The sequence below is a fragment of the Nonomuraea sp. NPDC050547 genome, assembly GCF_044457345.1.
In the GTDB taxonomy this organism is placed as follows: Bacteria; Actinomycetota; Actinomycetes; order Streptosporangiales; family Streptosporangiaceae; genus Nonomuraea.
Genome location: NZ_JBITGW010000022.1, coordinates 182,341 through 194,541 on the forward strand (window position 1 = coordinate 182,341; position 12,201 = coordinate 194,541).

Annotated in this window: 12 protein-coding genes; 3 read left to right on the forward strand and 9 right to left on the reverse strand. The window is 72.2% G+C overall.

All coding sequences use genetic code 11. The features are described 5' to 3' along the window. Window positions 1-260 precede the first annotated feature (260 nt). Genes cobT through ACIBHY_RS44050 form a run of 7 tightly spaced genes read right to left on the reverse strand, consistent with a single transcriptional unit; the run spans window position 261 to window position 7,266 of the window. Window positions 261-1,313 carry a nicotinate-nucleotide--dimethylbenzimidazole phosphoribosyltransferase gene (cobT, locus tag ACIBHY_RS44020; protein WP_397309842.1) on the reverse strand — a complete coding sequence of 351 codons (1,053 nt, stop codon included), beginning with the start codon at window positions 1,311-1,313 and terminating at the stop codon, window positions 261-263. Between the two features lie 14 nt (window positions 1,314-1,327). Continuing rightward, entirely contained in the window at window positions 1,328-2,158 is an 831-nt protein-coding gene (locus tag ACIBHY_RS44025; RefSeq protein WP_397254993.1) for a sirohydrochlorin chelatase, read from the reverse strand. 58 nt (window positions 2,159-2,216) lie between these two features. Further along, complete coding sequence (locus ACIBHY_RS44030; protein ID WP_397309843.1) at window positions 2,217-3,386, reverse strand: precorrin-6Y C5,15-methyltransferase (decarboxylating) subunit CbiT; 1,170 nt, start codon at window positions 3,384-3,386, stop codon at window positions 2,217-2,219. 4 nt (window positions 3,387-3,390) lie between these two features. Then, the gene (locus ACIBHY_RS44035; protein ID WP_397309844.1) at window positions 3,391-4,497 is read right to left on the reverse strand and encodes a GNAT family N-acetyltransferase; all 1,107 of its coding nucleotides are present in this window, start codon (window positions 4,495-4,497) and stop codon (window positions 3,391-3,393) included. Between the two features lie 17 nt (window positions 4,498-4,514). Continuing rightward, a complete protein-coding gene (locus tag ACIBHY_RS44040) occupies window positions 4,515-5,075 on the reverse strand; it encodes a lactate utilization protein C (protein ID WP_397309874.1) in 561 nt (186 codons plus the stop codon). Between the two features lie 8 nt (window positions 5,076-5,083). Continuing rightward, window positions 5,084-6,541: a lactate utilization protein B gene (locus ACIBHY_RS44045; protein ID WP_397254987.1), complete on the reverse strand. Its 1,458-nt coding sequence runs from the start codon at window positions 6,539-6,541 to the stop codon at window positions 5,084-5,086. Then, window positions 6,538-7,266, reverse strand: coding sequence for a (Fe-S)-binding protein (locus ACIBHY_RS44050; protein WP_397309845.1), 729 nt, complete (start codon window positions 7,264-7,266; stop codon window positions 6,538-6,540). Before ACIBHY_RS44050 ends, ACIBHY_RS44045 begins: the two co-directional genes overlap by 4 nt. Before the next feature lie 69 nt (window positions 7,267-7,335). Here ACIBHY_RS44050 and ACIBHY_RS44055 point away from each other — a divergent pair, with 69 nt between their 5' ends. After that, window positions 7,336-8,040, forward strand: a complete 705-nt coding sequence (locus ACIBHY_RS44055) for a FadR/GntR family transcriptional regulator (RefSeq protein WP_397309846.1) — start codon at window positions 7,336-7,338, stop codon at window positions 8,038-8,040. Here ACIBHY_RS44055 and ACIBHY_RS44060 read toward each other — a convergent pair. Continuing rightward, window positions 8,037-8,867, reverse strand: coding sequence for an NAD(P)H-binding protein (locus ACIBHY_RS44060; protein ID WP_397309847.1), 831 nt, complete (start codon window positions 8,865-8,867; stop codon window positions 8,037-8,039). The genes ACIBHY_RS44055 and ACIBHY_RS44060 overlap by 4 nt on opposite strands. Window positions 8,868-8,938: 71 nt before the next feature. Here ACIBHY_RS44060 and ACIBHY_RS44065 point away from each other — a divergent pair, with 71 nt between their 5' ends. Next, a complete protein-coding gene (locus tag ACIBHY_RS44065) occupies window positions 8,939-9,679 on the forward strand; it encodes a helix-turn-helix domain-containing protein (protein WP_397309848.1) in 741 nt (246 codons plus the stop codon). Here ACIBHY_RS44065 and ACIBHY_RS44070 read toward each other — a convergent pair. Then, a complete protein-coding gene (locus ACIBHY_RS44070; RefSeq protein ID WP_397254979.1) occupies window positions 9,668-11,056 on the reverse strand; it encodes a sulfatase in 1,389 nt (462 codons plus the stop codon). The genes ACIBHY_RS44065 and ACIBHY_RS44070 overlap by 12 nt on opposite strands. Window positions 11,057-11,191: 135 nt before the next feature. Here ACIBHY_RS44070 and ACIBHY_RS44075 point away from each other — a divergent pair, with 135 nt between their 5' ends. Further along, window positions 11,192-12,193 (forward strand): LLM class F420-dependent oxidoreductase, encoded by a 1,002-nt coding sequence (locus ACIBHY_RS44075; protein WP_379637684.1) that lies wholly within the window; start codon window positions 11,192-11,194, stop codon window positions 12,191-12,193. Window positions 12,194-12,201: the final 8 nt, after the last annotated feature.

Here is a 12,201-nt window from a genome sequence, read left to right on the forward strand (position 1 = left end):
CGGCCGGCGACCGGTGACCCGGGTAGTCCGGGACCCGGGCACACGGCCACGAGACGCGGCCCGGGGACGCGGTGGGCGGTTCCGGGAGACGAGGGCCGGCCGCCCTGGTCACGCTCCGGAACGCGAGAACGGGCGGACAAGAGCTGGGCCGGACAAGGGGCGGATGCGTGCGACGCCCCGAGGGGGCCCCTGGGGCGCATGGAGCCCCAGGGAGGCATGGGGGCGAGGGGCCCGAGGGGGCGAAGGGGCGAAGGGGCTGGTTAGCTGGGCTTTTCGGTCACGCCCGCGGCGTCGAAGGTGGCGACCTCGTGCATGACGCGGACCGCCGCGCACACCAGCGGATGCGCCAGCAGCCCACCCGTCCCCTCGCCCAGCCGGAGCTCCAGGTCGACCAGGGGTCGCAGGCCGAGGTGAGCGAGGGCGACCGCGTGGCCGGGTTCGGCGGAGCGGTGGCCGGCCACGCAGTGGTCCGCGACCGAGGGGGACAGCGCGTGGGCGGCCAGGGCGGCGGCCCCGGCGATGACGCCGTCGAGGATCACCGGCACCCGCGCCGCCGCCCCGCCCAGGATGAACCCGGCGATGGCCGCGTGCTCGAACCCGCCGAGCGCGGCCAGGGTGGCCAGGGATGTCTCAGCCGGAGAACCGACATCGAGAGCCCGGCGGACCACGGCGATCTTGAGGGTGTGGGTCTCGTCGTTCACGCCGGTGCCCCTGCCGGTGACCGCGGCGGCGTCCGTGCCGGTGAAGGCGGCGATGAGGGCGGCCGACGCCGTGGTGTTGGCGATGCCCATGTCGCCGGTGATGAGGCAGCGGGCGCCGTCCGCGATGAGGGTGCGGGCCACGGAGATGCCCGCTTCGAGCGCCTGTACGGCCTGCGCCTCCGTCATCGCCGGGCCGAGGGAGAGGTCGGCGGTGCCGTACCCCACCTTCTTGATCATGAGGCCGGACGCGGGCGTGAGGTCGGCGGCCACGCCCACGTCGACGACGGTCACGGACGCGCCGACCTGGGCGGCGAAGGCGTTGGCCACCGCTCCCCCGGCCAGGAAGTTGGCCACCATTTGCTGCGTGACCTCCTGCGGCCACGGGCTCACGCCCTGGGCGTGCACGCCGTGGTCGGCGGCGAAGATGGCCAGGGCGGCGGGTGCCGGCATCGGGGGCGGTGAGGTTCCGGCCGAGCCCGCCAGGCGTACCGCGACCTCCTCCAGCGCGCCGAGCGCGCCGGGAGGCTTGGTGAGGCGGTCCTGGTGGGAGCGGGCTTCGGCCAGCGCGCGGGCGTCTGCGGGGCGGATCGCGGCGATCGTCTCTTCCAGCACGTCCGCCACCCTAGCTAGTGGACGAGCTGGAGCGCTTCCTCGTAGCGGTCGATGACGACGTCGGCGAGGGTCTCGCAGTCGCCGATCACCTCGGCGCAGCGGATGTCGAGCTCGGGGTGGCCGGCGCCGTAGGCGAGCGCCTGGGCCCAGACCTTCTCCAGCATGACCCCGGCGAACAGCAGGTAGGGGACGACGATGACGCGCTTGGCGCCGAGCCTGCGGCAGCGCTCCAGGCCGCCGGGCACACCGGGCGGGGTGACGGAGACGAAGGCGGTCTCGACGGTCATGAAGTCGTAGGCGTGCGTCTCCCAGAAAAGCCGCGAGACCCGGTGCACCTCGGCGTTGGCGACCGGGTCCGTGGAACCCTCGCCGACCAGCACGACGGCGGTCTCGCCCGGCTCGATCCTGGGGGACTCCTCAAGGACGGCGGCGGAGTCGACGACGCGCAGGCGGGGCCGCTCGGAGACGGGCTCCACGATGTCGGTGGCGGCGTCCTTGAGCCGCTCGGCGAGGACGGCGAGCACGCGGGGGTCGGGGCCGAGGGGGCGGCCGTAGTCGTACATGAGCGTGGGGTGCCTCTCCTGCTCCAGGGCCATGGCGGCGGGGAAGTCGTCGCTGACCCGGCTGAGGCTGAGGGGCAGCGCCACCAGGCGGTGATGGCCGCGCGCCACCAGGGAGGCGACGGAGTCGCTCAACCGGGGGGTCGCACGTTCGAGGTAGCCGCCGGATACGTCGGCGGCCTGCTCGTCGAGGCGGCATCGGAGCCGATGGACGAATCTGCCGAACTCTGCGGAATCGCCGTCATCGTTCGAGCCGTGCCCGATGAGCAGCAGCGGCGGCTTCATGTGTAGGGGTTCTCCGGTGCGTAGACAAGACACGCGAGGATAACCGATCGGCGACGGTTCAGAGAACCCGTGCGTGCACCACGAACACGGGATCGGCGGCGTGCAGGCCGTGTGAGCCGTCGGACTGGGCGGTCAGCCTGGAGGCCTGGATCTGGGTGCCCTCGGCCTGGTAGCCCTGCTCGCGCAGCAGGTCGAGTACGGCGGGCACGTGCTCGACGGTCTTGAGCGCGCACACGAGCGTGCGGGGTCCGCGGGCGGCGCAGGCGGCGATCACGTCGGTTCCGCCGCCGCCGACGAAGACGGCGTCGGGGTCGGGCAGCGGTTCGAGCGCGGGCGGGGCCTGGCCGCGGGTGAGGGCGACCTTGACGCCGTGTTCGATGACGTTGGCGCGCAGGCGGGCGCAGGCTTCCTCCTCGCGCTCGACGGCGACGACGGCCGCGCCGAACCTGGCGCACTCGACCGCGATCTCTCCGGCTCCCGCGCCGACGTCCCAGATCAGGTCGCCGAGGCGGGGGCCGAGCTTGGCCAGGACGAACGCGCGTACCTCTGGCGCGATCCCCGTGCCGAACGGCAGCGCCCACTCGCGCGGCCCCGGCTGTGCCCCCGCCACCCAGCCGGTTTCCCTGGGCCGGTGCAGCGGGTCGAGCACGAGGACGACGTCGGGGTCCTTCCATGGCCGGGTGGTGGCCTCGCCCATGCGGCTGTGGGTGACGCGCTGGCCGGGGCCGCCGAGGTCCTCGCAGACGATGAGGGAGCGCGGGGTGGTGGGCGCGAGTTCGCGGGCCAGTTCGGCGGGGCCGACGCCGTCGGTGCACAGCACGGCGACCTTGGGGTGGGCACGGCAGGCGTTGACGACGCGGGCGAGCTGGTAGGCGCCGGCGGGGGCGACCACGAGGGCGTCCTCCCAGTTCAGCCCGGCGCAGGCGAACGCGCGGGTGATCACCGCGGTGGCGGGCAGCACTTCGGGCTTGATGCCGCGGGCGCGCAGCGCGGCGACGGCGCCGAACAGCCCGGGGTCGCCTTCCGCGAGCACGACGGCAGGGCCTTCGCCCTGTTCGAGGTGGTCGTCGAGGGCGTCGAGGAGCGCGTCGGACGAAGCGGTCGGCGCGTCGATCCCGAGCTCGCCGAGCAGGGCGTCGGGGCCGACCACGAGCGCGGCCGCGCGCAGCCGGTCGGCCGCCATGACCGGAAGGCCGGAACCGTCCCAGCCGATCACCGTGATTGTCACCCCTTCAGAGTGACGTCTTTCCCACCTGCTCGGAAGGGATGTCGGAAGGGATAAGGCCGTACACGACGAGGTCCTCGCCGTGGCCGCCGTTGCGGGCCACGCCTTCGCGCACGAACCCGGCCTTCTCCGCCACCCGCTGCGAGCTGGTGTTCGACGCCGCGGCCCGCAGCTGGAGCCGCAGGAAGCCGTGCTCGGCGAAGATCCAGCGCGCGACGGCGAGCACGGCCTCGCCGATGTAGCCGTGCCCGCGGGCCCACGGCGCGGTCATGTAGCCGACCTCCGTGGTACGCATCCGCCAGTCGGTGTCCTTGAGGTCGACGCCGCCGACGTACCGCCCGCCCTCGCGCTCCTCGACCGTCCACGCGACGCCCGCGCCGTCGGCGCGCGCCTGCTCGACGTGCCGCAGGAAGCCGCGCGCGTCCGCCTCGGTGTAGCCGCGCGGAACGGTGGTGAAGGCCTGCGTCCGCTCGTCGGCGCCGGTCGCGGCCAGTCCGGGAATGTCGCGCTCGTCCGGCCGCCGCAGCCGCAGCCGCGCCGTGAGCAGCTCACGGTGCGGGAAGACCTCTTTGGGGGAACGGCTGTCGCCGCGCAGCAGCCCGAACATGGCCAGATCGTGCGGCCCGTCGTCCTCCAGGACCGCGGCCCGCAGCACGCCTTCCCTGGTGAAGCCGGCTTTCTCGGCGACCCGGAGCGAGGCGGTGTTGTCGAGGTTGGCGGTCAGGTCGATGCGCCGCAGCGCGGTGTGGGCGAAGACGTGATCGGCCAGTCCGGTGACCGCCTCCGGCGCGAAGCCGCGGCCCCGGTAGAGCGGGTGGACGCCGTAGCCGACCTCGGTGGTTCCCGCGGTCCACGAGGTCTTGAACAGGCTGATCGCCCCCACGACCAGCCCTTGGGCGTCGGTCATGGCCAGGTGCGCGCCGGTGCCCGAGCGCCGCAGCTCGTGCGCGCCCGCGGTGAGCCACGGGGTGATCCCGGCGACGTGCGTGGGCGCGCCGGGCGGCAGGAAGATCGCCCCGGACTCGACGATCGCGCGGATCCGGTCGGCGTCCTGAGGGCCGAACGGGCGCAGGACCAGGCGTTCCGTCGTGACGGTGAGCTGTGCGTCGAACACGTGCGAAGGCTACCCAGTCAGGTGCTGATGATCACTTCCAGGGTCCTGGGACCGTGCACGCCCTCGACGCGGTTGAGCTCGATGTCGCTGGTGGCCGACGGTCCGCTGATCCAGGTGAGCGGCCTGGACGGGTCGAGCCTGGCGATCGCGTCGGGGACGCCGCCGACGATCTGGCCGGCGCGCACCAGGCACAGGTGGTAGTCGGGCAGCAGGGTCTGGGCCCGCTCGCCCTGGCGGGTGTCCAGGACGATGGTGCCGGTCTCGGCGATGGCGATCGCGCAGCCGGTGACGACGCCGTCGGCCGCCGCCAGCTCTTCCCGCGACCACTCGCGTTCGCCGGGCACGACCATCCGCTTGCCCGCGGTCAGCTCGGCCACCTTGGCGTCCACGTCGGCGGCGGGCACCACGTGCACGATGGCCCGGTAGTCGTCCAGCCGCTCGGCGAACAGCCCGACCGGGTCGGCCACGGGGACGCTCGTGCGGTAGTCGCGCGGGATCTCCACCTCGGGAGCGCCCTCCACGGCCTTCCTGATCCGGCCCAGGATCTCCTCACGCGCGCCCGTCACGCCCGTATCCATCTGGTCGCTCACCTCTCCTCACTCCCTCCGCGGCCACCCTCGTTCCTCGGGCGTCCACTCGGCTCGCCGCGTCGGGTTCGCTCCCACCAATCTCTGAACGACTCTTCTGGAATGTCGGGCAGGTCCCGGGTGTCGGTCCAGGCCGACAGGGGGCCGGGCAGGCGCTTGGGCACCAGCTTGCGGAAGCGCGTGGCGAGGCGCTGGGCCTTGGCCAGCCGTACCTCGTTGTTGAGCACCCAGCCCGCGACCTTCATGCCCGCGCGCTCCGCCCGGCCGTGCGGGACCTTGGCGCGCAGGTCTACCAGCACCTCCGGGATGTCGATCGCGACGGGGCAGGCGTCGAAGCAGGCGCCGCACAACGACGAGGCGTAGGGCAGCGAGGCGTCCAGTTCGGTGTCGAAGCCGCGCAGCAGCGGGGTGAGGATGGCGCCGATCGGGCCCGGGTAGACCGAGCCGTAGGCGTGGCCACCGGCGCGTTCGTAGACGGGACAGACGTTGAGGCAGGCCGAGCAGCGGATGCAGCGCAGCGCCTGGCGGCCGACCTCGTCGGCGAGCACGCCGGTGCGGCCGTTGTCGAGGAGTACCAGGTGGAAGTCCTGGCCTTCGGCGGAGCCCGTCCAGGTGCTGGTGTAGGGGTTCATACGCTCGGCGGTGGAGCTGCGCGGCAGCAGCTGAAGGAAGACCTCCAGGTCGCGCCAGGTGGGCAGCAGTTTCTCGATGCCGACCACGCTGATCAGCGTCTCGGGCAGGGTCAGGCACATGCGGCCGTTGCCCTCGGACTCCAGCACGACCAGCGTGCCGGTCTCGGCGATCATGAAGTTGCCGCCGGAGACGGCCACCTTGCTGGCCAGGAAGCGCTCGCGCAGGTGGAGCCGGGCGGCGTCGGCGAGCGCGGGCGGGTCGTCGGTCAGGCCGGGCGGCGCGGGGCGGCCCCACTCGGCCATCTTGTCGAGGAAGATCTCGCGGATCTCCGAGCGGTTGCGGTGGATCGCCGGGACCAGGAAGTGCGAGGGAAAGTCCTCGCCGAGCTGCACGATCAGCTCGGCCAGGTCGGTCTCGTACGCGGTGATGCCCTCGGCGGCCAGATGCTCGTTGAGCCCGATCTCCTGGGTGGCCATCGACTTGACCTTGACCACCTCGCGCTCGCCGGTGGCTTTGACCAGGTCGGTGACGATGCGGTTGGCCTCGGCGGCGTCGCGCGCCCAGTGGACGGTGCCGCCGTTGCGGGTGACCGCCTCCTCCATCCGCAGCAGGTAGCGGTCGAGGTGGCGCAGGGTGTGGTCCTTGATGGCCTTCCCCGCCGCGCGCAGCTCCGTCCAATCGGGCAGCTCGTCGACGGCCTTGACGCGCTTGCCGCGGATGGTGTGGGTGGCCTTGCGCAGGTTGTAGCGAAGCTGACTGTCCTGTACGGCTGCCGCCGCGTTGGCCGGAAAGGCGCCGGGCATGCCGAGGAAGGTGCCGCTCATCGTTCCTCCGTCGCGGCCAGGATCTCGGCCAGGTGCATGATCCGCACCCCGGTCCGCTGGCGTTTCATCGTGCCGCCGATGTGCATGAGGCAGGAGTTGTCGGCCGCGCAGAGCACTTCGGCGCCGGTGTCGAGCACGTTGCGTACCTTGTCGGCGCACATGGCGGCGGAGATGGCCGGGTTCTTGACCGCGAATGTGCCGCCGAAGCCGCAGCACTCGTCGGCGCCGCCCAGGGGGATCAGTTCGAGGCCGCGCACGTTCCGCAGGAGGCGGGTGGGGCGGTCGCCCAGGTGGAGGCCGCGGAGCGAGTGACACGTCGGGTGATATGTCACCCGGTGCGGGAAATATGCGCCTACGTCGTCGACTTTGAGGACGTCGATGAGGAACTCCGACAGGTCGTGCACCTTCGGGGCCACCTCCGCCACGGCCGCGGCTCCCCTGCTGCCGGGCCGTACCAGTTTGGGGTACTGCTCGCGCACCATCGCCGCGCAGGAGCCCGACGGCGCGACGACCGCGTCGTACCCGGCGAAGACCTCGGTGAAGTGGCGCGCCAGCCGTACCCCCTCATCGCGATACCCGGTGTTGACGTGCATCTGCCCGCAGCAGGTCTGGGCGGCGGGGAAGTCGACCTCGCAGCCCAGCCGGCGCAGCAGCGACACCATCGCCTTGCCGGTGCCGGGGAAGAGCGTGTCGTTGACGCACGTGATGAACAGGGCGACCCGCACGGCACTCCTTCCTCTCTATGGTCTGACCACTGTATGGTCAGACCATACAACGCGACAAGAGGGGTGCCCGTGACCGACACCGGATGGCGGCCCGTGAAGCGGACCCGCGCGTTCGAGGACGTGCTGGCCCAGATCGAGCACCGCATCGTCGAGGACGGGCTGACCGTCGGCGACCGGCTGCCCGGCGAACGCCAGCTGGCCGAGCAGCTCCGCGTCGGACGCTCGTCGGTGCGCGAGGCGCTGCGCGTGCTGGAGACGCTCGGCGTGGTCTCCTCGCAGGCCGGGCGGGGCCCGGACGCCGGCGCCGTGCTCACCTCACGGCCCGACAGCGCGCTGACCGACCTGCTCAGGCTCCACCTCGGCCTGGCCAGCCTGGAGCTGCGCGAGGTGATCGACACCCGGCTCATGATCGAACGCTGGGCCGCCGCCGGCGCCGCCACCGCCCGCGCCGACACCGCCGCCCTCGTCTCCGCGCTGGAGGGGATGGAGCGGGCGCGGACGGCGGAGGAGTTCGTCGAGCACGACACGGCCTTCCACTGCGCCATCGCCGACGCCTCGGGAAACCGGCTGATCGCCGCGATCATGCGCTCGCTGCGGGAGTCGGTACGGCGGTACGCGATCGAGGCGGTCGAGCAGCTGGGCGACACCCGCGTGCTGCAGGCCGATCATCGGCGCATCCTGGCCGCGATCGCCGCCGGATCGCCCGAGGAGGCGGCGCGGGCGGTCACCGACCACCTGGCCCACGCCTACCCCGCCCTCTTCCCGAAGTCCTAGCCGCCGAAGGCGGCCTTGTTGTCCCCGGCCCACGACGCGAAGGAGCTCGCCGGGCGGCCCAGAACGTCCTGGACCGCCGTGGTCACCACCGCGTTGCCGCCCGCCGCGACGAACGCCCAGCCCTTGGCCGCCGCCTTCGCGTAGGCCGGGTCGGGGATCTGGGCGACGGCCTGCTCGATCGGCACGTCCACCGTCTCCACGCGCCGCCCGATCGCCCGCCCGATCAGTTCGGCCTGGTCGTGGGTGGTGAGCAGGTCGGGTCCCGTGACCTCATAGACCCGGCCGTGATGTCCGGGGCCGGTGAGCGCCGCCACGGCCACCGCCGCGATGTCGCGCGGGTCGACGATGCCCTGGCGGCCGTCGCCGGTCACGTTGGGGATCGGCTGCCCGGCCTTGACCATCTCCGCCCAGCCCAGGGCGTTCGTGGCGAACATCGAGGGCCGGACGATCGTCCACTCGATCCCGGATCCGGTCAGGGCGCGCTCGCCGGCCGCGTGCATGCCGCCGACGTCCTCGGGGTCCTCGTTGTCGCCCGCCCCGATGGCCGAGATCTTCACGATCCTCTTCACGCCCGCCCTGGCCGCCACGTCCACGAACGCCCGGTCGTGCGCGGCGATCTCCGGCCCGAACGCCGTCAGCAGCAGAGCCGCCGACACCCCCTCCACGGCCGCCTCCAGCGACCGCACGTCCCCGAAGTCCCCGCGCACGGCGGGCCCGGCCACCCGGCCGGGATCACGCGTCATCGCCTTGGCCGGGACACCCTGCTCGGCCAGGAGCCGGGTCACTTCACTGCCGATGGTGCCCGTGGCACCGGTGATCAGAATCATGCCGTTCACGCTGCCAGCGGTCCCCCGCGACCTATAGGAAGAATCGGCACGGTGGCGAGGTTGGCACGAGCATGAGAACTCTGGCGCCCCTGAACGCGTCGGCCGAGGTGCTGACCGGCGCCGATCGCGGGGTGCACGTGCGCGGCCCCGACACGGCCGCCGTGCTGGCCTTCCGCAGCGGAGCCGACGGAACCGGACTGGTGGTGCTGGGGCCGAGAACCCAGGCGTCCTATCTCGCCCCGGCCGACGCGCCGCGCTGTGTGACGGTGCGGCTGCGCCCCGGCCGGGCCAAGGCGGCGCTCGGGGTGACGATGAGCGACCTGGTGGACCGGGTCGTGTCGCTCAGAGACCTCTGGGGCACCCCCGCCGACGCCCTCCTGAACCGGCTGTCCGCCCGCGACGACACCGAAGTGGCCCACGGTCTGGCCGGAGCGCTGGAGGAGCGGGTTCGGGCCGGTTCGGCGGCCGACACCGCCCGCGCCGATCTGGTGGACGCCGCCGCGGGACTCCTCACCGGAGCGGGCCGGGTGCCCGAGGTGGCCCGCGAGCTGGGCGTCTCGGAACGGCACCTGCGCAACCTCTTCCACGACGCCGTCGGCCTGTCCCCCAAGCGCTACGCCCGCATCCACCGGGTCCGCAGCGTCCTGGCCGCCGCCCGCGAGGAGCCATGGGCGGAGCTGGCCGCCGAGACCGGCTTCTACGACCAGTCGCACCTGTCGGCCGACTTCCGCACGGTCATGGGCGTCCCGCCGGGCGCCTTCCGCGCCGGCCGGCTGCCCGCCCCGGTCCGGTGCGCCTGGTCACTCCTGTAGGTCGGCGACGCGGCACGAGGCCCCGGCGCAGCCGCGCATGGCCGTCAGCCGCGCCTGCAACGCCAGCACCAGCCCCAGGGGCGCGGTCCCCGCGAGGTTGTTCAGCTGGTCGGGGTCCTGGTTGAGGTCGTAGAGCTGGGTCTCGCCGGTCTGGTACTGGACGTAGGTGTAGTCCTTGGTACGCAGCGCCGCGTAGTCGGGCACCGGCGTCTGCTTGGCCGACATCTGGTTGAGCGGCCGGTTGAACTCGACGAGCACGTTCTTCCGCCATGGCCGCGGCGCCTGCCCGCGCAGGAACGGCAGCAGCGACCGCCCCTCCGCGAAGTCGGGCGTGACGGCCCCGCCGAGCTGGGCGAAGGTGGGGGCCAGGTCCACGGTCGCGGTCAGGTCCCTGACGGTCGCCCCCACCGGCACCCCGGGCCCGCGCACCACGAGCGGCACCCGGATCGCCTCCTCGAACGGCGTGGTCTTGCCCTGTTTGAGGCGGTGGGTGCCGAGGTGGAAGCCGTTGTCGGAGGCGAAGAAGATGTAGGTGTCGGCGAGCTTGCCGCTCTCCTGCAGCGTGGTCATGAGCGAGCCGACCAGGTCGTCGACGCCGAGCATGGCGCGCAGCCTGGCCCGGTAGCGCTCGTCGACGCGGTCGATGGCCCGCTGGCCGAGTTTCGGCAGCGAGCGGAGCCAGACCGGCTCGTTGCCCACGTCCTCGCGGTTGAAGTTCTTGGTCCTGGGCGCCTGGGCGTCGGGGAAGGCTCCGGCGTGCCGTACCGCGGGGTTGGCGGGGTTGTGGGGGGCGACCGGGGCCAGGTAGAGGAAGAACGGCGTCTGGCCCGAGGCCTGGACGAAGTCGCGCACCTTGGTGGCGAGCACGTCGGAGAGGTAGTCGTCCTCGGCCCAGCCGTAGTCGACGAGGGTGCCGTTCTCGTTGAGGCGGTAGCCGTACTCCTCGTAGAGGTTGCGGACGGGCACGCGCCAGTCGTCCCAGCCGGGCGGCACGTAGGTGGGCGGGGCGGACTCGCCCGGGTAGTGGTTGAGGAACTTGCCCATGAGGCCGGTGCGATATCCGGCGGAACGCATCCAGGTGCCGATCGTGGAACGTTCCAGACCTGAGCGGTAGAACTTGTCGAATCCGCCCTCCGGCGCGGTGTTGGTCAGGACGCCGTGGCTGTGGACGTACTGGGATCTCAGGATGGAGCTGCGCGAGGGGCAGCACCAGGAGTTCGTCACGAAGAAGCGGTCGAACGAGGTGCCCTGGCTCACCAGCTGCCGGGTGATGTTCGGAAAGTACTGCAGCGTGCCGGACTCCAGGTCGTCGACCAGGACGAGCACGATGTTCGGCTTGGGCGCCCCCACCGCTCCCGTGGCGAGCGTCGTCCCCATCGCCGCAGGTAGGAGCAGCAACAGGAAGGCGAGTCGACAGAAACCCTTAACCACAGAACAGACTTCCCCGAAAGATGGTGCATTGACACCCAACGGCGTGCGCAGCACTAATAGAACTTAATTCGGAGGTGTCACATGAAGCTCGGGCTGAACCTCGGCTACTGGCAGCGCAACGCCGACGACGCGACCGACGCGGTCCTCGCGGCCGAGCGGCTCGGCTACGACTCGGTCTGGACGGCCGAGGCCTACGGCAGCGACGCCTTCACCCCCTTGGCCTGGTACGGCGCGCGCACGAGCCGCATCAAACTGGGCACCTCGGTGGTCCAGTTGTCGGCCAGGACGCCCGTGGCCACGGCGATGACCGCGATGACCCTGGACCATCTGACGGGCGGCCGCCTGCTGCTGGGCGTCGGCGCCTCCGGCCCGCAGGTCGTCGAGGGCTGGTACGGCCGGCCGTTCGCCAAACCCCTGGCCAGAACCCGCGAGTACGTGGACATCATGCGCCAGGTCTGGCGGCGTGAAGCCCCCGTCACCAGCGACGGCCCGCACTACCCCCTCCCCCTGCCCGGCGAACTCGGCAAACCGCTCAAGCTCATCACCCATCCCCTGCGCCCCGACATCCCCGTCTATCTCGGCGCGGAAGGCCCCAAGAACGTCGCCCTGGCCGCCGAGATCGGACAGGGCTGGCTCCCGCTGTTCGCCTTCCCCTCCAAGATCGAGGAGATGTACGGCGGCGCCCTGGCCGGCCGGGGCCCCGACTTCGAGATCGCCGCCATGGTGATGGTCGTCATCTCCGACGACGTGCGCTCCGCGCTGGACGGCGTGAAGATGATGCTCACCCTGTACATCGGCGGCATGGGCGCCAAACACCGCAACTTCCACGCCGACATCATCGGCCGCATGGGCTACGCGGAGGCCGCCGAGCACATCCAGGCGCTGTACCTCGCGGGCCGCAGGGACGAGGCGTTCAAGGCGATCCCGGACGAGCTGGCCGACGGCATCTCGCTGGTCGGGCCGCCCGGCCGGATCAAGGAGCGGCTGGAGCTGTGGCACAAGTCCCCCGTGACCAGTCTCCTGGTGATGGGCCCGCGTGACGAGGACTCCCTGCGCACGATCCGCGACCTGGTCCTTTCCTGACCTCCCCG